The 25,754-nt window shown below is 69.6% G+C and carries 23 protein-coding genes and 1 riboswitch; of the genes, 12 read left to right on the forward strand and 11 right to left on the reverse strand.

Going from position 1 to position 25,754, the window contains the following annotated elements:
• Positions 1-175: 175 nt before the first annotated feature.
• Positions 176-376, reverse strand: coding sequence for a hypothetical protein (locus VFL28_15615; protein ID HET7266090.1), 201 nt, complete (start codon positions 374-376; stop codon positions 176-178).
• Positions 377-784: 408 nt separating this feature from the next.
• On the opposite strand from VFL28_15615, the gene VFL28_15620 reads away from it, so the two are divergent.
• From VFL28_15620 to VFL28_15665, 10 genes are all read left to right on the forward strand, one after another.
• Entirely contained in the window at positions 785-1,339 is a 555-nt protein-coding gene (locus tag VFL28_15620; protein HET7266091.1) for a hypothetical protein, read from the forward strand.
• A gap of 32 nt (positions 1,340-1,371) precedes the next feature.
• Positions 1,372-1,641 (forward strand): TrbC/VirB2 family protein, encoded by a 270-nt coding sequence (locus VFL28_15625; GenBank protein ID HET7266092.1) that lies wholly within the window; start codon positions 1,372-1,374, stop codon positions 1,639-1,641.
• Positions 1,642-1,658: 17 nt separating this feature from the next.
• Positions 1,659-1,979 (forward strand): hypothetical protein, encoded by a 321-nt coding sequence (locus VFL28_15630; GenBank protein ID HET7266093.1) that lies wholly within the window; start codon positions 1,659-1,661, stop codon positions 1,977-1,979.
• Positions 1,980-1,985: 6 nt separating this feature from the next.
• Complete coding sequence (locus tag VFL28_15635; protein HET7266094.1) at positions 1,986-4,472, forward strand: TraC family protein; 2,487 nt, start codon at positions 1,986-1,988, stop codon at positions 4,470-4,472.
• On the forward strand, positions 4,454-5,455 hold the full coding sequence (locus tag VFL28_15640; GenBank protein HET7266095.1) for a hypothetical protein: 1,002 nt from the start codon (positions 4,454-4,456) through the stop codon (positions 5,453-5,455). The genes VFL28_15635 and VFL28_15640 overlap by 19 nt, the downstream gene beginning before the upstream one ends.
• A gap of 9 nt (positions 5,456-5,464) precedes the next feature.
• Positions 5,465-6,508, forward strand: a complete 1,044-nt coding sequence (locus VFL28_15645; protein HET7266096.1) for a hypothetical protein — start codon at positions 5,465-5,467, stop codon at positions 6,506-6,508.
• Positions 6,509-6,552: 44 nt separating this feature from the next.
• Positions 6,553-7,095, forward strand: a complete 543-nt coding sequence (locus VFL28_15650) for a hypothetical protein (GenBank protein HET7266097.1) — start codon at positions 6,553-6,555, stop codon at positions 7,093-7,095.
• Between the two features lies 1 nt (position 7,096).
• The gene (locus VFL28_15655) at positions 7,097-8,983 is read left to right on the forward strand and encodes a type IV secretion system DNA-binding domain-containing protein (protein ID HET7266098.1); all 1,887 of its coding nucleotides are present in this window, start codon (positions 7,097-7,099) and stop codon (positions 8,981-8,983) included.
• A 45-nt stretch (positions 8,984-9,028) separates the two neighbouring features.
• A complete protein-coding gene (locus VFL28_15660) occupies positions 9,029-9,274 on the forward strand; it encodes a hypothetical protein (protein HET7266099.1) in 246 nt (81 codons plus the stop codon).
• Positions 9,275-9,346: 72 nt separating this feature from the next.
• Complete coding sequence (locus tag VFL28_15665; protein HET7266100.1) at positions 9,347-11,650, forward strand: DEAD/DEAH box helicase; 2,304 nt, start codon at positions 9,347-9,349, stop codon at positions 11,648-11,650.
• Between the two features lie 217 nt (positions 11,651-11,867).
• On the opposite strand, the gene VFL28_15670 is transcribed toward VFL28_15665, so the two are convergent.
• From VFL28_15670 to VFL28_15710, 9 genes are all read right to left on the reverse strand, one after another.
• Positions 11,868-12,572 carry a DUF899 domain-containing protein gene (locus tag VFL28_15670; GenBank protein HET7266101.1) on the reverse strand — a complete coding sequence of 235 codons (705 nt, stop codon included), beginning with the start codon at positions 12,570-12,572 and terminating at the stop codon, positions 11,868-11,870.
• Between the two features lie 129 nt (positions 12,573-12,701).
• Positions 12,702-13,151, reverse strand: coding sequence for an SRPBCC domain-containing protein (locus VFL28_15675; GenBank protein ID HET7266102.1), 450 nt, complete (start codon positions 13,149-13,151; stop codon positions 12,702-12,704).
• The gene (locus VFL28_15680) at positions 13,152-13,529 is read right to left on the reverse strand and encodes a metalloregulator ArsR/SmtB family transcription factor (protein HET7266103.1); all 378 of its coding nucleotides are present in this window, start codon (positions 13,527-13,529) and stop codon (positions 13,152-13,154) included.
• A 78-nt stretch (positions 13,530-13,607) separates the two neighbouring features.
• The gene (locus tag VFL28_15685) at positions 13,608-16,073 is read right to left on the reverse strand and encodes a DUF3536 domain-containing protein (GenBank protein HET7266104.1); all 2,466 of its coding nucleotides are present in this window, start codon (positions 16,071-16,073) and stop codon (positions 13,608-13,610) included.
• Positions 16,074-16,091: 18 nt separating this feature from the next.
• A complete protein-coding gene (gene glgC / locus VFL28_15690) occupies positions 16,092-17,336 on the reverse strand; it encodes a glucose-1-phosphate adenylyltransferase (protein ID HET7266105.1) in 1,245 nt (414 codons plus the stop codon).
• Position 17,337: 1 nt separating this feature from the next.
• Positions 17,338-19,056, reverse strand: coding sequence for a 1,4-alpha-glucan branching protein domain-containing protein (locus VFL28_15695; GenBank protein ID HET7266106.1), 1,719 nt, complete (start codon positions 19,054-19,056; stop codon positions 17,338-17,340).
• Positions 19,057-19,176: 120 nt separating this feature from the next.
• Positions 19,177-19,998 carry a mechanosensitive ion channel domain-containing protein gene (locus VFL28_15700; GenBank protein HET7266107.1) on the reverse strand — a complete coding sequence of 274 codons (822 nt, stop codon included), beginning with the start codon at positions 19,996-19,998 and terminating at the stop codon, positions 19,177-19,179.
• A gap of 4 nt (positions 19,999-20,002) precedes the next feature.
• A complete protein-coding gene (locus VFL28_15705; GenBank protein ID HET7266108.1) occupies positions 20,003-21,058 on the reverse strand; it encodes a glucosyl-3-phosphoglycerate synthase in 1,056 nt (351 codons plus the stop codon).
• Positions 21,055-22,332, reverse strand: coding sequence for a glycosyltransferase family 4 protein (locus tag VFL28_15710; protein HET7266109.1), 1,278 nt, complete (start codon positions 22,330-22,332; stop codon positions 21,055-21,057). The genes VFL28_15705 and VFL28_15710 overlap by 4 nt, the downstream gene beginning before the upstream one ends.
• Before the next feature lie 124 nt (positions 22,333-22,456).
• Between VFL28_15710 and VFL28_15715 the strand changes: the two genes are divergently transcribed.
• Positions 22,457-23,518 carry a bifunctional phosphoglucose/phosphomannose isomerase gene (locus tag VFL28_15715; protein ID HET7266110.1) on the forward strand — a complete coding sequence of 354 codons (1,062 nt, stop codon included), beginning with the start codon at positions 22,457-22,459 and terminating at the stop codon, positions 23,516-23,518.
• A 109-nt stretch (positions 23,519-23,627) separates the two neighbouring features.
• Positions 23,628-24,722 (forward strand): sn-glycerol-3-phosphate ABC transporter ATP-binding protein UgpC, encoded by a 1,095-nt coding sequence (ugpC, locus tag VFL28_15720; GenBank protein ID HET7266111.1) that lies wholly within the window; start codon positions 23,628-23,630, stop codon positions 24,720-24,722.
• A gap of 50 nt (positions 24,723-24,772) precedes the next feature.
• Here the strand turns inward: ugpC and VFL28_15725 are convergent, their stop codons facing one another.
• Positions 24,773-25,177: a tyrosine-type recombinase/integrase gene (locus VFL28_15725; protein ID HET7266112.1), complete on the reverse strand. Its 405-nt coding sequence runs from the start codon at positions 25,175-25,177 to the stop codon at positions 24,773-24,775.
• A 258-nt stretch (positions 25,178-25,435) separates the two neighbouring features.
• Positions 25,436-25,550, forward strand: a riboswitch (SAM-I-IV-variant riboswitch).
• The last annotated feature ends 204 nt before the right edge of the window (positions 25,551-25,754 follow it).

Consider the following 25,754-nt stretch of genomic DNA (forward strand, 5'->3'; position numbering starts at 1 on the left):
CGTCTTGGAGAAGCCCGACATGGAAATTACGCTCGGCTCCGAGTCAGCCGCCCGCATCCGCGCGGTCTTGGGCGACGACATTGATCTCTCGCCGGCCGCGGTGCCCCGGGCCCTCGCGCGTCTCGCGGAAGAATCGCCCGCGCTCTATTCAGAAATCCTCGACACGCTTTCGGGGTCAGACGTCCGGCTCGACAGCGAGCGGACCCTGCACCGCCGTCATCGCCGCAATGCACTCCGGCGCGTGTTGTTCGGCTGGGGTGAGTACGAGAGCGAAGCGGGCGACCGGCTTGTAGCCAAACGCCGCGTCGCAGCCGCGGTGCCGCTCGCACTCGCCGTCGTAATGCTCGCGACGGCGGGAATCTCCTCGCTGCTCCATCGGCCGACTCGCCTGCCGGCGGGAAGCGCGCCCTTTCCCGTGACGCAGCCGGCTGGTCTGTCCTTGCGCACCGGACGATCCACGATTGGCCCTCGGTCGGCACGCGAGGGTCCGTGGTGGCCGCCCGCGTCCGGACACACGGTATTGGCCGCTGCCGCAAAATTTCCGGTGGCGGCTCGCGCGACCCCACAGTTGCCGCCGGTTCCGCCGCTCGCACTGCAGGGGCCCGGCGGATTCGCATTCGCCGGCGCGCCACTGCCACCGTCGATCGTCTTCAACCGCGCGCCGGCCGACGCGGAGCCGGGCGGTTCGGCCGTGCGTCGCTCTCCCGTTGTTTATGCCCGTGATGCGACCGGGGACACCGCTCCATCGCCGGAGCCGCGTTCGGCACCGGCGGCACCGCGCGCCTTGCTCGGTCCTCCAACGCTGAAGGTTGGCGATCGAATCGCCGCGCGGCTCGTGACGGCGGTGATCGTCGCGGCCGACGTCCCGCCCGTGCCCGTGGTCGCCCAGGGCGGCGACGGCTCAACCTGGCTCGGCTACGCCGGGCTTCAGTCCGATCGCCGGGTTCACATCTCTTTTCGCGCGGTCGATCACGCGGGTGCCAGCTCCGAGGTCGGCCTGCCGCTCGCGGGGATCAACGGGGTGGCGCTCGATCCCGAAAGCATGTCGCCGGGCCTGCCAGGCCGAGCCGTGATTCGGCCGGGCGCGACCGTCGTCGCCTCGATTACGGCTGTTGCGCAGGCCGCGTCCGAGTACGTTCAGGCGGTCGCGCGCGCCGCTCAATTTACGGTGTCCGACGGTGGGACGCAGATTACCGTAGGTGGACCCGCGCCCGGATGGACGTACGCGGCGTCACACTTCGCCGACATGCTCAACTCGCAGACGGCACGTATCGCAATCGAAACATTCGAAGTGGGACCGGGCGCGCCGTGCCTCATTCTGATCACCGGAGCTCCTTGAAAATGCGAGCTGTAACGAGCGCTCTGACAGCCGTGATCGTCCTGTCCGGGACGACACGCGTTTACGCTCAGACGCCCGGCGCCGGCGGTGATCTCTTTGCACCGCTCACCAATCTCTTCAACCAGGCGGCCCTGAGTCTGTCGGGAGCGTTCGGGCTGGCTTATGCGACGGCGGCGCTGCTCGTCGCCGGCGCGGTGATCATTGCCGATCATCGTAACGGCATCCGGAACGCCCTGTGGGTGATCATCGGTTCCGTAGTATTGTTCTTCGGCGGGCAGATTATTCGGATGATCCACGGGTAGGGTCGAGGAGGTACGTTGTGCTGCCCCGACATGCCGTGTACCGCAAGCTGGATGCTCCTGTCACGTTCCTCGGAGTGGAGCTCGAAGACTGGTTCGGGCTCGGCGTGGCGTTCGTGGTGTTGTCCCGGGTGAGTGATCTGCTTGTCGGACAGGCACTCGGATGGCCTCGTGCCGAGGCCGGGGTGTCCGCGTGCGCCACGGGACTGGTTTTCGCCGCCTGGCGTGGCGTCCGCGAGCGAGCGCCTCGGCATTTCCTGCGACACTTCCTGGAGTTTGTCGGTGAGCCCGCTTCGTACGAGCTCGTGGCCGATCGGGACGTCAATCCGTACGTCGGTTGACGACTGATGTGGCCGTTTGAACCGCCCGGAAATCTGACGCGTGAGCTGCCGTACTGGACCATCCGGGACGGCGCCGTCGTGCTTCGTGACGGTAGCTACCGGTTGGGGTTCGAGCTCAGGCTTCCGGGAACGGAATTGTGGGATGCTGCGCAGCTCGCCCGTAGCAACGACCAGCTTCGAACTTTGTTCAATGCAGCGGTCCCGGAAGGTGAATGTCTCCGCGTACTGCTCGAAGTGCACGACGATTGCCGCGAGGTGCTTCACGCCCATGCCCAAGTTCCCGCGCGCCCGCAGCAGGAGCGTGTGTTGGAGCTCCACCGACGCCGGACGGCTGCGCTCGCCGCCGAGCACGATGCCGGCCGCTTCGCGAACTACCGGCTCGTACTGGACCTGTCGTATCATCCTCCGCGGCGTGCGCGGCGCTGGTGGACGTCGGTGGACGCCGAGACCTACCGGATCCACCAAGTCGAGCTGCACGCGCTTCGGGAAGTAATGACGACACACTGCGCGCGCTGCGGGTTTAGCGCCTGCCCGCTCGATGATGGCGGACTCTCCGCCGTGATTTGGCGGTTCTTCAACCCCGGCCGAAAGAGGCGGGATAGAGCGCCGTCGGCCCCGGTAGACATCTCGCTCGAAATCCCCCGGCGGCTCCTGCAAACGGAGCCGTCGTTTGGCCGCGGCTCCCTGCGAACGGCGCTGGTGCGATCCGACCTCCACCGTCGATGGGATTTCTTGTGGATGGACGGGTGTGCCCACGCGGTCGTCGCGATGGACGTCCTGCCCGATCGACCCACGACGCCGAACCTCATCGCCCCGTTGCTCGAACTGCCCGGCTCCTACTGGCTCATTGTGGAAGCTTGGAACGACCGGCGGTCCGAGCAACTGAAGCGCCTCGAGTTGAAGAGCCGCTTGAGCCGTCAGGCAGTGCTCGCTCAGGACGGCGGAGATTCGAATGCGCGAGCCGTCGAGCAGCAGGTGGCCGGGGCTCTGGACGTGATGCAGCTGACCGGCGAGCGCGTGATGCGGGTCGGCGCGGCAGTCGTAGTCCAGGAACCGAGCCCCGAGCGGACGCGTGAGGCCGCCCGCCGGGCCCTTGACGCGTTCCGACAAATTCCCGGCGTGGACGCGCGCATTGAATCGGTCGCGCTTCGACGACAGTTCTTTCAACTGGCGCCCTTCAGCGGACTGCCCAACGAACGGTTGCTTCGCATGCTGACAAGCAACGCCGCCGATTTCTTCCCATGCGCAGCGCCCTGGCGCGGAGCCGAACGCCCGGTGTGTCTGTTCACGACCCGCGCGCATAGTCTCGTTGCGCTCGATCCGTTCGACCCGCGCCTTCCGTCGTGGAACGCCGTCGTGGTCGGCGAGTCCGGAGGCGGCAAAACTCACTTTGCCCTCGCCTGGCTGTCTCGCCTGTTGGTGCTCGAGCCCGTCGTGTTCATCGTGGACAAGGGCGGCGCCTACCGGACCTTTTGCCACGTGTACGGCGGCCAGCACGTGCATATCGATCCGGGCGCAGACGTGTCGATCAATCCGTTCGCGCTGCTGCCCGGAGAAACCGAACCCGATCCCGCGCATCTCGGGCTACTCCGGGCGCTGATCGCGCTGATGGTTGCGGAGCCCGGCGAGGCGCCGGGGCGCAGGGAAATGGCACTGATCGACGACGCGATCCGGCAGGCGTACGCGCGTGCCGGCGGCGCGCCGGTCTTTCTTCATGATGTGTGCCACACGCTGCGGACATTCGAGCAGGCGGGCGCACGGGGGGCGGGGACCGACGATTGGCGTACGGCGGCGGACCTTGCCGGGCGCTTGGATCTGTGGATCCACGATGGCGTGTACGGGCGTCTGCTCGACCGGCCGTCCACGATGGATTTGCGGGCCGATATCGTCTGCTTCGACACCGAGGGCCTCGATGAACAATACCCGGAACTCGCGCCGATTGTCGCGCTGCTCGCGAACCATCTGATCTATCAGCGCGTGCGTTCCGACCGCGGCCGTCTCAAGTATGTCGTGAGCGATGAAACATGGGCGTCGTTGCTCAACCGGGTCGCGGCGGAGTCCCTCGTCGGGATGTTTCGCCGGTTTCGGAAATTTGGTGCCGGGATTATGGCCATCAGCCAAAGACTGGGTGACTTCGAGAACGAACACGCGCGCGGGATTTTGGAGAACGCGCCGCTCAAGGTGCTGACGCGAGCGGCCGATATCGACCGCGTGGCGCCGCTTCTCAATCTCAACGACCAACACCGGATGCTGTGGAAAAGTCTCACGCAGCGGCCCGGTGTGCTCAACGAAGTGCTCGTGCTCCTCGACCTACTGGAGGGGCGGGAGGGCGGCGTCGTCGTTCTGCGCGAGATTCCCGAAGACTATCTGATCGGCACGACGACCGCGGCCGAATGCCTCGAGCGCGACCGCCTCGCTGCGAAAATCGGCGCATGGCCGGCCATTGACGAGCTGGCGCGTCGGCGGAGGGAACGATGTGGATCCGTAGGATGAGCCGGGTGCTGCGGGTTTGTGCCATCGCGGCCGGCCTGGCCGGTTTTCCGTTGCTCTGCACGTTCGGCGCGGCGGCTCAGATTGCCCCACCGCCATTTCTTCCGTGGCCCCCGGCGATTCCGGACCCCGCCGGACCTGCGTGGCCCGGATCTGCTCCGTCCGGGGGCGCGATCGGCCCGGCCGCCGCGATCGCGCTCGGAGACGTTATCGCGGTCGTGCAGGCCGGCGTAGACAAACTCCGTCAGTTCATGGAGTCGCTGCGCGAAACCGCAGCCGCGGCCCTGGCGCAAATCGTGCTACCGCTTCCGATCGGGGTCCCTGGGCCCGTCGCGCCCGCCGACGTGCTGACACAACTGGCGGGCCTGCCCGACGCGTGGCGTTCGATCATTGCCGGCGCGTTGGCGAAACTCCGGCCGCTCGATCTAGCGGATGCGGCCCAGACCCGGCGTCGACGGGACATCGCCGGCAGCCCTCAACTGTCCCACGAGGCCGTTACGATCGCGGCGGCGGACCAGCAGCTCATCGCCGGTGCCGCCCAACAGGAGATCGCCGCCGCCTCCACGCAGGCGCTTGCCTCAGCGGCCGCCGGCGACACCTCGCTGCCTCTCGCGGTCGCGGCGGCGCAGAGCGCGGCGGATATGCTGGCATCCGGCGCCCGAGATCTCCCCAGTTCGCGCGCCGGCATCGAGTTGCTCGTGGCGGGCGCGGGCGCCGGTCTGCGAGATCAGGCGGCCCTCACGACCGCCCTCGCGGACCGCCTTGTCGGCCTCATGCAGCAGTCCGCCCAATTGAGCAGCCAGATCGGCGGCCTCGCCTCGGCGACGGGGCTCTTCACCGAGCGTGCGCTCGAGCGGGATCGAGACGCTCTCGACGCCCGTCTCGGACTCGCGGACGCCGCCCGCGGCGGCACCGATTTCCTGCGGCAACTGCTTCTCGGGGCGGGCGAGCCGGCCGATGAGATTCGGATCGGGCCGCTGTACTGAGCGCTGCCGGTGACCGGCCTCGAGCACGGCATCGCAGACGTCTTTGCGTCGTTTGACGCCTGGTTGGTCACGACCGGCGCGACCGCGTCTATCATGCGGCTGGCCTGGGCTGTGCTGTCGGTCGTCTGGCTCGCCCACATCGCGGTCTCCACGAGGCCGGGCCGCGAGCCCGACTTAGTCGGCGCGTTTGCGCGCTTGCTGCTGGTGGGAGGGTTGCTCTCGGGAATCGGCGGGTTGACCCGCGCGATTCTTCTCGGCTTCGAAACGTTTCGGAGCGCCGGTGCGGCCGTCCTGGACGGCCTCATCGGGCAGACGTGGAGTCAATTTGTGCAGAGTACGCTGATTCCCCAGTTCGGTCAGATGCTCCGCGTATCGTCGGCGTGGTTCGTCTATCCGTGGGCCATCGCCGTGCTGGTCGCCGGCGCGGGATTGGGCGTCGTGCTCTTTGGGATCGGCACCGCGGTGTATCTGGCCATTCTTTTTTTCGCGCATCTCACGCTGCTCGTGGCTCTGTTCCTTGCCCCCGTGGCGATCGCGCTCCTGGCCGCTCCCTCGACGCAACGATGGACGGCCCGGTGGGCGCTGATCGTCGTGCGGGTGGGGCTCGTGGTATTCTGCGTGCGGCTGGTACACGCCGCGGCACTGTACCTCGCTGTCATTGTACCCTTTCGCGAGGTCGCCGCCGCTCTTCCAACCGATCCGCAGAGCGGCACGGGACTCGCCGGCTTTGGCGCGATCTTGTGGCGGCTCGCCGTGCTCCTGTTCCTCATGCTCGTCGGTACGGTGATCGGGGTATACGCAATGCTTCGCGTCGAACGGCTCGTTGCCCAGTTTGTCGACAGTCCCTCGTTCGGGCAGTCCGTGCTGGCCGGGCCGATGTGGGCCCGCGGTCAGATTGCCGTGGCGTACGCGCGCGCCGCCCGCGGCGTGCCCGAGGCAAGCGTCGGCGCGGGGGCGGGGGGGTTCCTCGAGCAGCGCGCAGCGGCGGATCAGGGGGCTGGTGGTGCGCAGGACGCCGCGGCGCTGCGCGGCAGTCGCCGGCCGTGGCAGTGAAGCGGCGCGCGAGCCGGTGGCGGGTGGTTCTCGGAACAGCGATCGTGGCGTGGTTGGTGTGGACGCCCGTTTCCGCCCGCGGGCAGTTGATCCCGGCCGGCTTCAGCGCGGCTGTCCTGTCGTTTGTCGACGCCGCGGCCGGACGGGTCGAAGTCGTCCGCCACTGGCCCGACGCTCCGGTGGATGTCAGCGTGTATCCCTACGTCCCGTACTTCTGGAGCGGCTGTCCGGGGGTCGGTGCGGTCATGATTCTTGTGACGGCACCGGGCCGCATCGATCACGGCTCCTCGGTCGTACCGGACGATCCGATCGCGGTCGCGGCGGGCAACCGCCTGGCGGAAGCCGTCCGGCGTGGGTCGATGGGGCCGGTCGATACGCCGGAGCTCCGGCAGGTCGTTTCGGGCCTTCGCGCTCCGGGAGATCCTATCTTTGAAGCCGCGAAGTCGCTCGCTCCCGCCATTGCCGATCTGAGGACTTATGAACGGCGCGGGTACGCCGTCTTCGCCTTCGTCGTGTGGCAGGGCTGGCGGTGCGGCGTGGTCGTTCGTGCCGTTCCTGAAGGATACGGCATCCCTTTCGTCCGCTGAGATGTCGGTCCGTTCATCCGCTTCACGAGACGCCCGTTTTGCGCGACGTCGCGAACTCTGCCGGCGCCTTCGGCCGTCCCTGACGGCGTGGTTCCCGCTGGGTTACCTTCCTCCGTGGCCGGCGGCCCTCGCCTGGTGGCGCCGGTTCTCGCGATCCGCGGCGCCGGCGTGCCTGCGCGGTCCTCGCCTGTGTCTGCCCGCCGCGGATCTCGCAAGACACGTCTTGATCACTGGACTTACCGGCGCCCACAAGACGACCGCGGTCATACTGCCGGCGCTTGCGGATGCGGCGGCGGCGGGTGTGTCGGCCGTGGCTTTTGATCTCAAGTACGGCGAACGCGACAGCCTCGCCGGCGCGATTCCGGAGTGGTGGCGCCACGGCCGCGCCGTGCTCGTCTACGCTCCGCTGGACGGCGCCTCCCTGCGGTGGAATCCGCTCGGCGCATGCCGCTCGATGGGCGACGCCTATGCGCTTGCGGTGCACCTCTTTCCCGACGATGCTCGGGAAACGGCGGACTTCGGTTATTGGACGGGCGCCGAGCGGCACGTCTGCGCGGCGCTCGTTTGGGGCGTGGTGACGGACGGCGGCGCGCCCTCCATCGCGCGCCTGCGTGCGCTTGCCGAGGCCGGCCCGGACGCGGTCGTCGCGTATCTCCGCCGGCATCCGCGCGCAGGAGAGATCAACGCGCGCCTCGGTGCCTATGGCGCCATGCTGCCGAAAGACCGGGCGGGCATCCTGCAGGGAATCGCAGCCCGCCTGGAGCCGTGGGCTGACGAACGTGTTGCTTTGTCCACCGCGGATCCCGGCGACAATCAGGCGCCGGACGCGATTTCACTCGCGCGGCTGCGCCGCGAGCCGACACTGCTGCTGATCGGGGTGCCGCAGGCCGCCCTCTTACGGCTCCGTCCCGTTTGTCAGCTCTTCATGCGGATGCTCGCCGCGGAGATGCTGCAGCCGCGCGGGGGTGACGAGACGGTTCCGGTGGTGTACGTCCTCGAAGAGCTGCCGGCGTGGGGTCCGCTGCCCGGTCTGGCGGACCATTTGGCGACGTTCCGGAGCCGCGACGTGGCCATTGTCGCGACGGTGCAGAGCGAGGCTCAGGGCGAAGCCGTCTATGGGGCAAGCGGCTGGGCGGCGATCTCGGCCAATTTCGTTACGAAGATCTACTTGTCGTCATTGGCGGATCCGGACGCGGAACGCTTGAGCCACGCCCTCGGCACGACAACGGTTGCGCGGACGTCGCACAGTCGGGTCTGGGGTGGAAACGGCCGTCGGGACGCCGCGCAGACGCACCTGGTGGAGGTACCGCTCAGCAAGCCTGAGGACCTTCAAGGCATCGACACGGCGGAGGATGAGATCTTGCTGCGGTGCTCCCGTCTGCCGCCGGCGCGCTTGTGGTGTCCGCCGTTTCACGCGCGTTTCCCGTACGCGGGGCTGATTCCGGAGATCGCCCCGTCGACCGTGGAGATTGCGATCAGGCATCGGCTCCGGTCGTCGGGCGACGCGCTCACAGCGTCGCCCAAGGGAGCGATGCCGGCTCCCGTCGAGGCGGGCGGCGCTGTTCTTCCTGTGGTTGCGGCTGACGATGCCGACACTCTGAACGGTTTCGTCCGAGCTCTCCTGGGCAGCGACCGCGATGGCCCCGATCCTCATGTTGTGTGTCGCGGAGATCGCGCGGTTGAGGTGCGGGTCCAACCCGCGGTGGCTTTTCGGTTGTTGGGCGGGCGCGAGAGAGCGCCGGCGGTTGTGCACCGATGGGTAGCCCTTCGGTGGGTGCGACGCGTGCAGCCGCTCTTTGTGCTCGAGCGACGCGCGGTGGAGGCGTTGGAGCCGCAGCTACTGCGCCGCCTTGTCACTCACATGGGCCGGCACACGCGGTTGACCTGAGTGCGGTCGAGCGCGATAAGATCACATGCGCAGGAGCACACGGCGATGGCGGCGGACGCTTGGGAACTTAGAACCGCTCGTCTCGACGGCGCGTGCGAGCAGGTCGATCGACGTCTCGGTGCGTTGGAGACACGGCTCGGCTTCGTCGAGAACCGCATCACCGTGCTGGATCAACGAATGAACGCGGGTTTCGCCCAGGTTCGCGCCGAGATGCGGAGCCAGTTCTTTTGGCTGCTCGGCGTGATGTTCTCCGGGTTCCTGGCGTTGGGGCTCAACTTGATCACGCACTAGGCGTCCCGACCCCGGCGGACCGCGTCCCGGCAATCGCAAGGCGCCCGTTCCCGCCGCCGCGAACATCGTGGTGTGGATGTTGCCCGCGTCCTTGCCGACGTCCGCCGCGACCCTCGCTATCGCGATCAGATCGTGCACGAGGAGGCGTTTGCGGCCCGATCCGCGCGGTACGCGGAGCCGGCGCGGCCGCTTTCCGCGCCGCTCGCCGATGCACTGAGCCGGCGCGGCGTGACGCGGCTCTTCACGCACCAGGCGGCGGCGCTCGACACGATCCGCGACGGCGAGTCGGTCATCGTCACGACCAGCACGGCGAGCGGCAAGACGCTCTGCTACCTGCTGCCTGTGCTCGAGGAGCTCGTCCGCGACCCCGACGCCCGGGCGCTCTTCATCTATCCGACCAAGGCGCTCGCCCAGGACCAGGCGGACGCGATCGGCGAGTTTGCGTCGCTGCTCCCCGGTTTGATCTACGGGACCTATGACGGCGATACGCCGGCGGAGGAACGCCGGCGCCTGCGCCAGGCCGGCCGCGTGCTCCTGACCAATCCCGACATGCTGCACGTCGGGATCCTCCCGCAGCACTTCCGGTGGTGGCGGCCGTTTCTCAAGTCGCTGCGGTACGTCGTGCTCGACGACATGCACGTCTACCGCGGCGTCTTCGGCAGCCACGTCGGGCTCGTGCTGCGCCGCTTGTGGCGGACCTGCCGGGTGCACGGGTCCGCGCCGCAGGTCATCTGCACCTCGGCGACGATCGCGAACCCGCAGGAGTTCGGGAGCCGGCTCACCGGCCGGCCCCTGCGGCTCGTGGACGACGACGGAGCACCGCGCGGGCCTCGCCGGTTCGTGCTCTGGAACCCGCCGGTCGTTGCGCGCCGCGAAATGCGGCGGCGCAGCCCGTACTCGGAAGCGGCGTGGCTGCTCGCGTCGCTCGTCCGCCGGTCCGCCCGCACCATCGTGTTCACGAAGGCGCGGAAAATCACCGAGCTGGTCTACAAGTACGCGACCGATGCGCTCTCGGACGCGCCGGCGCTCGCCTCGCAGTTGAGCCCGTATCGCGCGGGGTACCTGGCGAAGGACCGACGCGCGATCGAGCAGCGGCTCTTTCGCGGCGAACTCCTCGGGGTGGTGAGCACGAGCGCCCTCGAGTTGGGGATCGACGTCGGCGCCCTCGACGCGGCGGTGCTGGTCGGGTACCCGGGGACGATGGCAAGCGTCTGGCAGCGCACCGGGAGGGCGGGGCGGGGGACAGAGGCCTCCCTCTCGGTGCTCATCGGACTCGAAGATGCGCTGGACCAATATCTCATGCGGCGCCCGGCCTACTTTTTCGGGCGGCCGGTCGAGCACGCGACGGTCGACCCGGACAACCCCTACATCCTCGCGGCCCACCTTCGCTGCGCCGCGGCGGAGCTCGCGCTCGACGTGAGGGACGAGGCGTTGTTCGGGCCGCGGATGGCGGAGGTGGCGAGGGCGCTCGAGGGACTGGGGGAGCTTGTCCGCCGGCGGGAGAAGTGGCATCCGCGGACGCGCGCCTACCCGGCGCGCCAGGTCGACATCCGCGCGGCGTCCGGCGATGCCTACCGGATCGTGGAAGCCGAGTCCCGCCGGCTGCTCGGGACCGTGGACTCGTCGCGCGCGTTCGAGCAGGTGCACCCCGGGGCGATCTATCTGCACCAGGGTGAAGCATACCGCGTGCTGCGGTTGGACTTCGAGACGCACCACGCGCTGGTCGAGCGCGACGACGGCGGCTACTACACCGAGGCGCGGGTGCTCACGGATCTCACGATCACAGGCGAGCGGGCCTCCCGGCCGCTCGGCTCATCCGGCGTGACGGCCTGTTTCGGGGACGTCTGCGTCACGCAGCAGGTCATCGAATACCGTCGCAAGCAGCTGGCGAGCGAGACGGTGCTCGGCGTTCATCCGCTCGAGATGCCGGAGGAGGAGCTGCGCACGACCGCGCTCTGGCTGGTGCTCCCGCCCGCCGTCGCGGCGGGCGTCGGGGACCGGGGGCTCGATCTCGCGGGCGGGATCCACGCCGTCGAACACGCCGCGATCGGGATCCTGCCGCTCTTTGCGATGTGCGACCGGTGGGACATCGGCGGGGTGAGTTACCCCGTGCACCCCGAGACCGGCCGGGCGACGATCTTCATTTACGACGGGTATCCGGGCGGCGTCGGCGTGACGGAGAAGGGCTACGACCTGCTGGACGGCCTGCTCGCCCGGACGCTCGAGGTGATCGAGTCGTGTCCGTGCGAAGCCGGGTGTCCCTCCTGCATCCAGTCCCCGAAGTGCGGCAACCTGAACGAGCCGCTCGACAAAGCGGCGGCCGTGCACCTGCTTCGAGGGCTTCTCCGCGAGGCCGCTCCACCCGCGACACGATAAGCGCGTCACAAACTGGGCGCCTTTCCGGTCTTACAGATCGAGATCGGAACGGGAGGCGCACCGTGCGTCGGTCTACGCATGTTGTCGTGCTCGGCGGCTGTGCTCGTGCGGCGCGCGGACGGGACGCCCGCCGCCGTGGCGCGCGAGGGAGATCCACGCGGCCGCGGCGACGGTGACGAGCCCCGGTCCGGCCACCGCCGCGTTCGCGCGCGCCGCGTTAGCGGTACTCGTCGCGCCGGCGCACCCAGAACTGGGCGAAGGCGTGTCCCTGCTCGTCGCGGCCTTTCGGCACCAGGTCGAGGTAATTGTACGCGGTGTTCAGGATGTCGATCCCACGGGCGTACGCGGAGTAGGTATGATAGAGTGTCTTGCCCTCCTTGTAGAAGACGCTGACGCCCTCGCGGTCGGAGATTCCCGGGTTCTGCATCGTGTAGTTGTACAGGGCGCGCTTGCGGGCCAGTTCCTCGGGGTGGAACGAGACCCCGAAGTCGTAGTTGAAGTCCGTCCCGGCCGACGACAGCCACTTGAAGGACCAGCCCATCCGCTTTTCGTAGTTCGCGAGCTTGGGGTAGGGCGCGCGCGAGATCGCGACCAGCGTCACGTCCCGGTGCGCCAGATGAATCACCTGGTCGTCGAAGTTGTCGGCCCAGAACGAGCAGTTGGGGCATCCCGCGTCCCACTCCGGCAGGAACATGAAGTGGTAGACGACGAGCTGGCGCCGCCCGGCAAAGAGCTGCGGCAGCGTCTCGCTGCCGTCCCGCCCTTCGAAGACGTACGGCTTGTCCACGCGTTCCCAGGGCAGGTTGCGGCGGTCGCGGCTCAGCCGGTCGCGCACGCGGGTGAACGCTTTCTCCTTGGCCAGGAACTTCCGCCGCGCCTCCAGCCATTTCTCGTGCGATACGACTTTATGGTGGTCCGGCATGGTCGACCCCCTTGGTGCGTCGGGTAGGCTCCCCGGCGAGCGCCCTCTAGGTCCAGACGCGGGGCGAGGTGGGGCGCACCCTTCGAGTCCGGTGCGCCCCGATTCGTTCCGCGGAGCCGCGGGCCGGGCTCACCGCCGCTCGGCGCGCTCGCGAATCCGCCCGGCGATAAACGCCCAGCCCTTGTTCATGCCATCCTGGTGATCCGCGCTGATCCGCCCGATCGCCCGGTGGAGGAGCGTTAGCCGCGTGCGGCCGCCTTCCTCCGCGAGCCGGTACTGTACGTGGGACACCGCGGGATACGACATGAAGAGCGGTCCCGTAATCTCCAGCAGCGCCGGCGGCTTGATCACCTGAACGTGTCCCCAGAAGTGGCCGCTCTGCCTGCCGAGGTCGCGGTACCACCGCCCGCCGGGCCAGGCCTCGAGGACCATCGGCATCGACTGTCCGGGGCCCAGCTCGCTGCCGGGGCCCAGCTGTTCGAGCAGCGCCTCCCACACGGTCGCGATGGGCGCTGCGATCTCTTCCGTTTTCGTGATCTCGACGGTCTGTACCGCGGACTCTTGCGTGGTCGTCGCCATTCACTCCGCCTCCTTGTCGTCGGCGCCCGCGCGCCGCTTGAGTGCCTGCTCCAGGGCTTCACGTTCGGCCCGGGCCTTGATCCGGTCGACCTGGTGCGTCCAGTAACGCTCGAACTCTTGCGCCCAATCGTGCACCGGCTTGAGCGCCTCCGCGTTCAGCCGGTACAGGCGGAACCGGCCCTGCCGGTGTACGGAGACGATTCCCACCCTCCGGAGCACGCCGAGGTGCTTGGACGCGGTCGGCTGCGCCATCCGGAGCCGGCCCATCACGTCTCGGACCGTGTGGTGACGTCCGTCGCGGAGCGCGCCGATGATCGCGCGGCGCCGCGGCTCCGCGATCGCGTTGAACGCATCCGTCGTCGTCGCCGCCCGTGCCATGGCATGATATTACATTCCCATATAGGAATATGTCAATACCGAACATGAGACTGCGCCCCCGGGCGGAGCGGATGGCTGCTAGCTGGAGGCCCGCAGCGCGTCGAGGTTGAAGTGGAGGCGCTCGCCGAGCTTCCAGAACAGCGCGACGCGATCGGACGCGTCGTCGGTATCGCGCAGCGCGTTCATGTGCGCGAGCGCGGCGGCGTGGTAAACGTTCTGCGTCTGCCAGAGATTGGGCGTGACGCCGAGCGCTTCCGCCAGGTCGAGCAGGCGGTGGATCTGGTCGAGGTCGTCGCCGAGGGGCTGGCGGGGAAGCCGTTCGGCGCGAGTTTCGATCGCGCGGCGGAGGAGCACCTCGGCCTCGGGCCACTCCCCGACGAGGTCGAAGGCGACCATCTCCTGGGCGATCTCGAAGGCGCGGTCCGACAGCGGCGCCGCCGCCACGGCGCGGAGTTCGTCGGCCATGCGGCGGATCAGCACTTCCTCGGCGGCCATGCGGAAGGCGGCCGGCAGCGGCACGTCGGAGTCGCGCATCAGCGCGATCAGCGGGCGCGACTGCTCATAGAGCGAGTCGTACACGCCCTCGAAGCGGCTGAGGCGTTCCTCGACGAGCAGGCCGAGGATCTTGCGGCGTTCCTCCGTGAACAGGTCGCGCAGGCCGAAGAGCGGACCCCCGAACTGAGCGTCCAGCATGCGCACCGCGGCGCTCGCCCCGTGCTCGACGAGCGCGCCCGCCAGCCCGCTCTTCATTGCCTCGTACCACTCCGGCGTCACGCCCGCCCGCACGCCGCACTGCAGGTCGTGGCCGCCGAGGTGCAGCACCGCGTAGCCGGCCGTCGTCGACTCGTCGGTGATCTGCGACGTGACGGTAACGAGTCCGGTCGTCAGCACGTGGCCGCCGCCGTTCTCCCGCCGCGCGTCGCGCCGGCGCACCGTGAAGCAGAATACCTCTTCGATGTCCGCGTACTCTGCTTCGAAGAGCGAACTCATCGCGTAGTGCGCGACCACCCTCGGCAGCGTCACGAAGGACGGGCGCACCGCGCGCCGGTAGACCGTCGCCCCGTCGCGCCATTGGCGGAGGTTGCTCTTGGCCGCGCCGAGCCGCTTCACGAACTCGTCCTCGAATTTGGCGCCGAACTCCTCCGCCAGCTGCAGCGCGCGTGCCGCGTACTTGATCACCTGGACCGTTTCGATCCCGGAGATGTCGTCGAAGAACCAGCCGCACGACGTGTACATCAGCATCGCGTGCCGCTGCATCTCCAAGAGGCGCAGGGCGGGGACGCGCCCGCCGTCCCCGGCGTCCGGCCGGCCGTGCTCCGCGAGGAACGCGTCGACGGAATAGGGCGACCGGTCCAGGACCACCTCGACGTACGCGTCGCGCGCGCCCCACGGATCCCGGAGATACTTGGGGCCGTGTTCCTCGAACACCGCGGCGAGCCCGTCGCGCAGCCAGTCGAGCGTCTCGCGCAGCGGCCGCCGCCACTCCTGCGACCACTCCGGGTGGCCGGCGCGGCAGCCGCAGTTCGCGCGCCACCGCTCGACGCCGTGCCCGCACGACCACGACGTCGGCTCGGCGATCTGCGCCTCGTGGTCGGGCGGATGGTCGGCCAGCACCTGCGCGTAGTTCACGAGCTGCGCATCGCCCCGCGACTCGATCACCTCGAACGCGTAGGTCAGCGCCATCTCCCCGAACGGGTGGTGGTGGCCGTAGGACTCGCCGTCCGTCGCGACGTGCACCAGCTGCGGCCGCGGGTCGTCCCCCGCGAACGCGCCGAGGAGGCGGTTCGCGAACGCCTCGCCGTTGTCGAGGAGGCCGCCGAAGGCGATGTCGTGGGACGCCGGGCCGTCGTAGAAAAACAGCGTGATCGCCGCCCCGCTCGGCAGCGCGCAGCGGTAGGGGCGGCGGGGGTCGATCCGGCCGCCGCTTACGTCGATCCAGTCCCCGTCGGGCGGTTTGATCCGGACCGCCTGATGCGGCGCGAGAATCGTAAACGCGATGCCGTGCTGCGCGAGCACCTCGAGCGTCTCGGTGTCGACCGCGGTCTCGGGCAGCCACATGCCGTCGGGCGGGCGGCCGAAGCGGTGCCGGAAATCTGCGATGCCCCAGCGGACCTGTGTCTCCTTGTCCCGCCGGTTGGCGAGCGGCAGGATCATGTGATTGTAGACCTGCGCGATGGCGTTGCCGTGCCCGCCGCGCTCCGACGCGCTCACGCGGTCGGCCTCCAGGATCCGCCCGTAGGGTTCCGGCGCCCCGCGCTCCAGCCACGTGGCGAGCGTCGGGCCGACGTTGAAGCTCAGATGCCGGTAGTTGTTGCGGATCCGGAGGATGCGGCGCTCGGCGTCCAGCACCCGCGAGGCGCCGTTCGGCGCGTAGCACTCCGCGGTGACCCGGGCGTTCCAGTCGTGATAGGGCCGCGCGGAGTCCTCGACCTCCACGGCCTCGAGCCACGGGTTCTCGCGCGGCGGTTGGTAGAAGTGCCCGTGGACGCAGATGCGGCGGGCGGGCGGGCCGCCGGCGGCGCCGGCAGGCGAACGGTCGGCCATGCTCCGGGATCCCGCGCTTCAGCGCGTGACCGGCACGGCTCCCCGTACGCGCGTCGTGCCCCTGGGCACCACCGCGATCCCGGACGGCACGTCGAGCAGTCCCGCCTCGAGGTCGCGGGCGCGGTCCCACCCGATCGTCCGCTCCGACTCGATCATGTTGAAGCGGTCCACGATCGCGCGCCGCACGCGCGCGGCACTGCCGACGACGGTGTTGTCCATGATCACGCTGTCCTCGACGACGGCGCCGCGCTCAACGACGACGCCCTGCCCGAGGATCGAGCGGCGCACGGTGCCCCCCGCGATCACCGAGCCTTCGCCCAGGATCGCGTCCTGCACCTCGCCCGCGATCATCCGCGCCGACGGCCCCTCGAAGGGCGCGGAGAGAATCGGCCACCGCGGGTTGTCGAGGTCGAGCGCGGGGGTCGCGCCGAGGAGGTCCATGTTCGCCTGCCAGAACGCCTCGATCGTCCCCACGTCACGCCAGTACCCGCGCTCCTCGGTCGGGCGCAGCCCCGGAATCTCGTTGGCGAGGAAGTTGTAGGCGAAGACCCGCGCGTACGGGTACAGCTCCGGGACGATCGTGCGGCCGAAGTCGTGGTCGGTGCTGCGGCGGGCGTCCTCCACCAGCACGTCTTCCAGCAGGTCCGTGTTGAAGATGTAGTTGCCCATCGAGGAGAGCGCCTTCGTCGGATCGGCGGCCATCGGCCGCGGCGAGGCCGGTTTTTCCTCCCAGCCGATCACCCGGCCTTCGTCGTCCGTTTCCACGATGCCGAAGCCCGACGCCTGCTCGACCGGCACGGGGAGCGTGGCGACGGTGACGTCGGCGCGGCGGGCGAGGTGCGCGTCGACCATCTGCTGCAGGTCCATCCGGTAGATGTGGTCCGCGCCGAAGATCGCGACGAGATCCGGGTCCACGTCGCGCACGAGGTTGAGGTTCTGAAACACCGCGTCGGCGGTCCCCCGGTACCACATGTCGCCCCAGCGCATCTGCGGCGGGACGGCGATGATGAACTGCTCGGGCAAGAGCCCCCCGAACCGCCAGCCGCGCCGGATGTGGTCGATCAGCGACTGGGACTTGTACTGCACCAGAATGTAGACCGAGTAGATCTGCGAGTTCACGAAGTTGCTGAGCACGAAGTCGATCAGCCGGTACTTGCTGCCGAACGGCACCGCCGGCTTGCTGCGGTCCTTGGTCAGCGGGTGCAGGCGCTCGCCCCGGCCGCCGGCGAGAACCAGCCCCAGGATCCGGGGCCGGGACGCCACGCTAAGCCTTCGCCAGCGCCGCGGCGGCCTCGATGTGCTCCGCGACGTCTGGGAAGCAGAAGTCCTGTCCTTCCTTGGTGGTGAGGAACTGCTCTTCGTCCCACGTGAGCGAGCCGCCCTCGCGCACGCGCTTCGCCATCTCGTGGAGGCGCCGGAAGTCCGCGGCGTGCTCGGCGAACCGCGTCTCGGCGTAGTTGCGCGCCGCCCAGGTCGTGATCAGGAACTGCCAGTCGGACGCCTGCAGGAGCAGCAGCTCGCGGCCGAGCTGGGCCACGAGCCGCTCGAGCGTCCGGTTGCGCCGCCACCCGGGCGTCTGCGCGAGCGCCCAGAAGTCGTCCTCGGCCTGATAGATCATCTCCCAGGTCCACTCGGTGTCTTTGTTCAGCCACACGCGGTGGTCGCCGCCTTCGCCCCACGATCCCTCGAGCAGCGTGATCGCCGGCTGCACCGGGAACTGGTCGAGGCAGGCCGAGGCGGTCGACGGGGTGAACGCGGCGTCGGCGGCGAGACGCAGCACGTGCTCGAGCCAGGACGGTCCTTCACCCCACCAGTGCCCGAACAGTTCCGTATCGAACGGCGTGCAGAGGACGGCCGGGGGACCGGACCGGCGGGCGTAGCGATCGAGCACGTCGCTCGCCAGCCGCACGAAGTGCTCGGCGTGCGCCCGCGCGCGCGCCAGGGCGCGCTCCGGGTGGTACGGCTGCTTCGCCCCGAGGTCCGCCTTCGGGTCGGTCACCCGCCACAGCCGCAGGCCGCCCGGGAAGTGGCGCTTGTGGAACTCGAGGTACTCCCCGTCGCCGGGGTATCCGGAGTCGCGGCTCCAGACCTGCTGCGTTGTTTCGGGGTCGCGCACGAACGCCACCGCGTCGCCCGTGCCGCCGCGCGAAGCGACGTGGCGCGGGACGTAGGGCGAGTGGCCGCCGCGGCGCGTCTGCTGCGGCTCCGGCCCCTGTACCGCCTTGAGCCGCGGGAAGTAGTCGCCGTAGGCCGAGAGCGCCCGGCCGCCCCGGATCAGGTGGATGTCCGTGAAGAAGTAGGCGAGGTTGTGGGCTGCCAACAACTCCTCGACGCCGCGCCGGCGGTAGCGCACCCTGCCGTTGTTCGGCCCGGCCGGGGGCGTCCACTCGTACCGCGGGCGGTACGCGCACTCCGGCAGCCACGCTCCCTTCGGCGCCGCGCCGAAGTGCCGGGTGTGGGTCGCGGCCGCGACCCGGAACTGCAGATCGATGCTCTCGTCCCGGCTCAAGAGCGGCATGTAGCCGTGGGTCGCGCCGGTCGTGATGAGTTCGACGCTGCCGCGCTCGGCGAGGCGCCGGTAGGCGCCGAGGATGTCGCCGTGCAGTGCGTCGAGGTCCGCCCGCGCCTGGTTGTATTGCGCCGCCCAGTAGTCGCACAGGGCCGCGAGATGCTCCTCGTGCTGGTCCATGAAGTAGCGGCGCGTGCTGTCACACGCTTCGAGGCGGTGCGTGAGGAACGCGTCGACCTCTTCGCGGAACGCGTCGCTCGCGAGCTGCTCGCTCAGGATCGGCGAGAAGTTGATGGTGACGCCGGCGTGCACGTCCTCGGCGGCGAGCCGCCGGAGCGCGGCGAGCAGCGGAAGGTAGCACTCCACCGCGACCTCGCACAGCCAATCGCTGCCGTGCGGCCAACGGCCGTGGTTGAGAACGAACGGCAGGTGTGTGTGAAGCGTGAAGACCAGGAACGCGTCGGATTTCGCCATGTACCTCACGGGGATGCGCCGCAACCTTCCGCATCGGGGGGGCCCCTACCGGTCCAGAGGATGAGCCGGTTTCCCCGCCGTCCCGCCGCGAACGTCCGCACCTGGTATTATTATCGGCTTTTATATTGTAACAGAAACCCGCGTGTCGATCTTGATTCCCTGCTCGGCGAGCAGCTCGAGGACCCGCCGCCGCATCGCGGACTCCGCGCCCCACTGCCGGCCCGCCGGCACCAGGATGGACAGCTGCACGGCGACGCCGGCGTCCTTGAACTCGACGGCGCCGTCCACGGACGGCGCGCCGCGCGCATCGTCGGGATGCGCCGCGGCCCACTCGCGGCCCGCGGCGGCGAGGATCTCGAGCGCGCGGCCGACGTCGGCGCGATAGGGCAGGGTGACCGTGACGATCGCCCGCCCGAGGCCGCGGCTCAGGTTGCCGATGCGGGTTACGGCGCCGTTCGGCACGGTGAGGAGCTCGCCGTTGAACTTGCGGATTTGGATCATCCGCAGCGTGATGCGTTCGACCGTGCCCGTGTCGGCGTCGAGACGCACCACGTCGCCGATTTGCACGACGCCCTCCGAGATCAGGAACAGGCCGGCCAGCACGTCCCGGATCACGTACTGCGCGCCGAACCCGAGGGCGAGGCTGACCACCCCCGCGCTGGCGAGGATCGCCGTGAGGTTGACGTTGACGACCTGCAGCATGAGGATGAGCGCGGCGAAGCCGATCGTGTAGCGGACGGCGCTCTCCGCGAGGGGCGCGAACGTGACCGGCCGGCCGGGACGCCGTCCCGCGCGGCGGATCGCGGGACTCACCGCGGCGATGGCGCTCCAGGCGGCGACCGCGATGATCAGAATGGCGACGGTGTGCTCCACCACGGCGGCCCAGGCGCGGGGGTCGCCCACGTCGCGCGCGATCTGTTGCAGGACGTCGCCGCCCGACATCGCGCTAGCCGGCCGCCGGGTGGCCGGCGGGTTCCTGCCGCGCGGAGACCGCGGCCGCGCGCCGCGCGAGATACGCGGGGACGGTCGCAATCGGCGGCCGCTCGTGCTCGCGGACTTCCCGCACGTCGAGCGCGGGCGACGGCGAGGAGCGGATGAGTTTCATCGCGGTGTTCATCTGCTCGCGCAGCGCGTAGCCGGCGCGATCGCCGACGCGCGCCATCACGACCTGGATGATCGCGAACGCCATCAACGACAGTGAGTCGAGCCCACGGTTGCGGTGGGCGCGGGTCTCGAGGTCGACCTGTCCGATCCGGTCGAGCCCGAATCGCTCCAGGATGTCGATGAGGTGCCCGATCTCGACGCCGTAGCCGGTGAAGAACGGCAGGCGCTCGAGCAGTTCGCGGCGCCCGGCGTACTCGCCGGCGAGCGGTTGGATCAGGCCCGACAGCTCCGGAAAGAACAGGTTGAGGAGCGGCCGCGCGGTCAGCTCCGTGACGCGCCCGCCGCCGTCGGCTGCGTGCGACGGCCCCTCGCCGAGCGGCCGCCGGTAGTAGCCCTTGACGTAGGCGATCCGCGGGTCGTGCAGCAGCGGCCCCACGAGGCCGTAGACGAACTGCGGGTGGATGTTGCGGATGTCGGTGTCGAGCCAGACGATCAGGTCGCCCCGCAGCACGTGCAGGCTTTTCCACAGCGCCTCGCCTTTGCCATCGAAGGCGCCCGTCTCCGGCAGGATCTCCGCGTGCTGGTGGACCGGCACGCCGAGCCCGCGTGCCACCGCGGCCGTGTGGTCGGAGGAGCCGCTGTCGATCACCGCGACTTCGTCGAGCAGCGGGACCTCGTCCATCAGCGCGCGGCGGAGCACGGCGATCTCGTCCCCGATCGTGAGCTCTTCGTTGAGCGCGGGGAGTCCGAGGCTGATCGTCAGGCCCTGGCGGCGCTTCAGCGCCGCCAGGGCCCGGACGTCGCCGAACCTCCGCGCCTGGAACGTATTCCGCGCGAACCACGCATCGACGGCGGACCGCCACGGGCACGCCGCCGGGGGCAGGCCGGCGGCCGTCACGTCCGCTTCGCCGCGGCGGTCAGCTGCGTGAGCAGCGGCACGATCCGGTCCCGCATGATGACGTCCCACGTGTAGGCGCCGAGGATGCGCCGCCGGAGCCGGTAGCTGCGGTCGTCCATCAGGCCGTGGATGATACGCTGCGCACACGCCGCGGGCGACTCGTCGAGGCCGAAGATCTGCACCGCGTCGCCGCCGATCTCGCGGAACGGCGGAATGTCGCTCACGAACGCCGGCACGCGGGTAAGGCCGGCCTCGAGCAGCGGCAGCCCGAATCCCTCCTCGCGGCTCGGCAGCAGCAGAGCGTCGGCCACGGCGTAGAGGTCCGCGACCACGCGGTCGGTCAGCGCCATCGGTCCGCCGCCCGGGCCGGGTACCTCCCCGCAGAAGACGACCTGTTCCTCCAGGCCGAGCGCGGAGCGCAGCGCGTGCAGTTCGTCGAGATACCCGCGGTTGCGCGGGTTGTGGGCGCCGAGCGGTCCGGTGATCAAGAGCCGCACCGACAGCTCGCGCCGCACGAGCTCCTCGGCGACGCGGAGGGCGTATTCGATCTGCTTGCGCCGCGTGACGCGCACGGGCAGCAGCAGGACGATCTGCTTGTCCCAGAGCCGCAACGTGTCCGCGAGCCACCGGCCGCCTGGGGATAGGCGTAGAAACGCCGCCGGGTCGACGCCGTTTGGGATCACGTCGATCTGCGACGCGCTGAGCCGCAGCGCCGCGCTGAGCGCCCGCTGCCGGTCGCGCGAGACGGTGACGTAGGCGGCGCCGGGCAGCGGCGTCGTGAGCAGCCGCCACGGCTGCCCTTGATGCAACTCCTCGCGGTACTGCGGGTTGGTCCAAGCGAGGTCGTGACACCACCCGACAAACCGGATCGGCGGCCGCCGCGCGGCGATCCGGTGGATCGCCGACGTCAGCGCGAGGTTCTTGTGGAGCGTGAGCGCGTTGTGGACGACGCAGACCGTGGTGCCGGCCAGCGCGCGCTCGAGGCCGTCCTGGACCTGCGCGGACAGCGCGGCGAACGTGGGCGTCACGCGGCCCTCGGCCAGCTGTTGGGTGACCGCGAGGACGCGCGGGTGCCGGGAGTCGAGGAGGGGAACGCGCCGCACGCGGACCCGGGCCCCGAGCGGCCCGCCGCGGCCGACGATCACGCGGACGTCGTGCCCGCGCTCGGCCAGGAGGCGGGCGTGCCGCCCGAGCACCGACTCCACGCCGCCGATGATGGGAGGGCCCGTGAAGTGCACGAGGGCGATCGCCGCGTGCGGGCTTCGAAGTGGCATTGTCGGCAATCGTTCGGGTTCACCGCGGGCCCCCCCTGCGGGCGCGGCCGGCGTGGCGTGCATCACGCCGCGCGCCGGCGCGAACGGGAGGGCGCGCACCGCCGTCTCCGGAAGTAAACCGGCGATGCGACACCTCGACGAGCGGGCGGCCGACGGGACCGCCGATCCGTCCCGCATGCTCCACCACGTGCTCTCGCTTCCCCAGCAACTCCGCGAGGGGTGGCGGCTCGGCCGCGCCGCGGCACCCGCATCGCTCGGCAGGCGGCCTTCCCACGTTGTTTTCGCGGGGCTCGGCGGCTCGGCGATCGGCGGGGACCTGCTGGCCTCGGCGCTCGCGCCGGGGCTGCCGTTCCCGGCCGTGGTCGTCCGCGATGCGCGTCTTCCTTCATATATAGGGCCTCAGTCCCTCGTGGTCGCCTCGAGCTACTCGGGGGAGACGGACGAAACCGTCGAAGCCGCCGGGTCCGCCCTCGACGCCGGGGCGTCGCTTCTCGCGGTGACCTCGGGCGGCCGGCTCGCCGCGCTCGTGGAGTCGCGCGGGCAAACGGTCGTCCGCGTGCCGGGCGGATTGCCGCCGCGCGCTGCGCTCGGCTACCTCGTCGGGCCGGTGCTCGCGGCGCTCGAACGGTGGGACGTGTGCCCGCCGTGCGCGGGCGACGTCGACGAGACCGCGGGCGTGCTCGAAGAGCTCGGCCGCAACCTGACCCCGGCCGTGCCCGAGGAGCGCAACGCCGCCAAGCGCCTCGCCGGCCGGTTTCACGGGCGGCTTCCGGTCGTCTACGCGGCGAGCCCCGGCGTCGAGCCCGCGGCGCGCCGCTGGAAGTCACAGTTCAACGAGAACAGCAAGACGGTTGCCGCATGGAACACCTTTCCCGAACTGGCCCACAACGAGGTGGTGGGGTGGGGCGCCGCGGCGGAGATCGCGGGCCTCCTCGAGATGGTCGTGCTCTTCGCCGGCACCGAGGACGCACGGACGCGGCGGCTCGTCGAGGCGGCAGCCGAGGCGATGCCGGGCGGTATCGCGGGCGTCCACGAGGTCGCCGGCTGCGGCGAAAGCCGGCTCGCCCGGCTCTTCTCGCTGGTGCTGATCGGGGATCTCACCAGCGTTTACCTGGCCTACCTCCGCGGGGTGGATCCCACGCCGATCGACGCGATCACGGCGCTCAAGCAGCGGATGCGCGGATAGCAGGGCAGGTCATCATCCGCGTCGTAGAGACGGAGCGCGCGGAAGAAACTCCCAGGCGCGGCGCCCGCGGGCGCCGCGCGGAGACTGGTCTTCCGCCGGGAGGCCCGTCATGGCGAAAGTCCTGCTCGAGCACATCGTCAAGCAGTTCGGCCAGGTCACCGCGGTCAACGACGTCACCCTCGATATCCCCGACCGGCAATTCACCGTCCTCGTCGGCCCGTCCGGCTGCGGCAAGACGACGTGCCTCCGGCTGATCGCAGGCCTCGAAGAGGCGACGTCCGGCAACATCTACATCGGTGAGCGCGTCGTCAACGACGTGGCGCCGAAGGACCGCGACATCGCGATGGTCTTCCAGAACTACGCGCTCTATCCGCACATGACGGTCTACGACAACATGGCGTTCGGGCTGCGCCTGCGCAAGTATCCGCGGCCGGAGATCGACCGGAGGGTGAAAGAGGCCGCGGAGATGCTCGGCATTCAGACGCTGCTCGACCGCAAGCCGAAGCAGCTGTCCGGCGGCCAGCGGCAGCGCGTCGCCCTCGGCCGCGCGATCGTGCGCGAGCCGCAGGTCTTCCTCATGGACGAGCCGCTCAGCAACCTCGACGCGAAGCTGCGCGTGCAGACCCGCGCCGAGATCAAGAAGCTCCACGCCCGGCTGCAGACGACGACCGTCTATGTGACGCACGACCAGGTCGAGGCGATGACCATGGGCGACCGGATCGTCGTGATGAAGGACGGGGTCGTCCAGCAGGTCGACTCGCCGATGAACCTCTACGAGAAGCCGGCCAACCTGTTCGTCGCGGGCTTCATCGGCTCGCCCGCGATGAACTTCCTCGAGACGCGGCTGGCGCGGCAGGACGGCAAGCTGCTGGTCGACGGCGGCGTGTTCAAGGCCGAGGTGCCGGCCGGTCTGGCGCCGTCGGTCGGCGACTGGGCCGGTAAACCGGTCATCTTCGGCATCCGTCCCGAGGATGTCTCGGACCGCGCGCACGCCGAGGGCAACGGCGCGGTGCTGCGCGCGCAAGTGGACGTGCACGAGCCGCTCGGCTCGGACGTGATCCTCTACCTGAGCGCCGGGCAGCACAGCCTCGTCGCCCGCGTCGACGCGCACACCCAGGCGAAGATGGGGCAGGCGACCGAGGTCGTGTTCAACATGAACAAGATGCATCTCTTCAACCCGGAGACGCACGCGGCGATTTTATGAGACCTGCCGAAGACCAAGAGGGCGATTCTGCTACCGGCTGCTACCGGCATTCAACGATCACCTTTCCGCTGCTGATCGTCGCCGAAGAACTCTTCTAGAACCTCGGCTGCGGGGGCGTCTTGGCCGGGCGCCTTGTGCGCGTAGAGGTCCATCGTGATGCCGATGCGGGCGTGTCCCAGGCGGCGCTGGATAATTTGGGGCGCTACGCTGGCGTTGGCGAGTACGGTGGCCACCGTGTGCCGCAGCCCGTGGAACGGAATACGGGGAATGCCCGCCGCCTTGGCGACTCGGTCGAGTTCCTCCTGGATGACCTGCGCGTGAAGCGGCTCCCCTGTCGGCGACCGGAACAGTAGCCCGCCCTTGCCCGTCATCACCTCGCCCAGCGTCACCTGGGCGAACGGCGGGATCGTGATTGTACGTTCACCGGCCCGCGTCTTGAGATAGTCGTCGAACACCCACCCGCCTCTGATGCGACGAACCTTGCGTCGGACGCGTAGGTGCGGCGGATCGTAGTCCTCCTCACGAACGACGACTTTGTTCGAACCGCCCGCGAGAACCGCCGCGCGCCCGCTGACATCCGCACGCGCCCAAGCGGCCGCGACGTTGGTTGAGCCGGGGCTGTGTCGAGCGGTTCGACGCACAGGGCGGAAGTTGGGAAAATCGCTGCGGTGCACGATACGCGTTGTGGTATGCTCGGTTCATAATCGCATAAGAGAGACTATCACGAGCGGCGCGGTAGGCAACGCGCCCGGCAACCTGGTGGCGACGCCAAGGTGCCCGGCCTCGATCCTGAGGCGATAGGCCCGCGAGGGAACCCAAGGGTCGCGCGCCCCCTTCCTGCGCGGAGGGGTTTTGCGTTTCCGCCTGCTTGTTGATGGCTCCGAGAGCGAGGCGGGTATGCAGGATGACGGACGCGACGAGCGCGGTAGCAGATTGGCGGCGTGGAACGCCTGGATGGACGAGATCATCCGGACGGGCCGGGTCGTGGACGTGACCGAGCAGGCGCTGCGCGAGGGGCTAGGTGCGTTCCTG

Source organism: bacterium (genome assembly GCA_035691305.1).
GTDB lineage: Bacteria > Sysuimicrobiota > Sysuimicrobiia > Sysuimicrobiales > Segetimicrobiaceae > DASSJF01.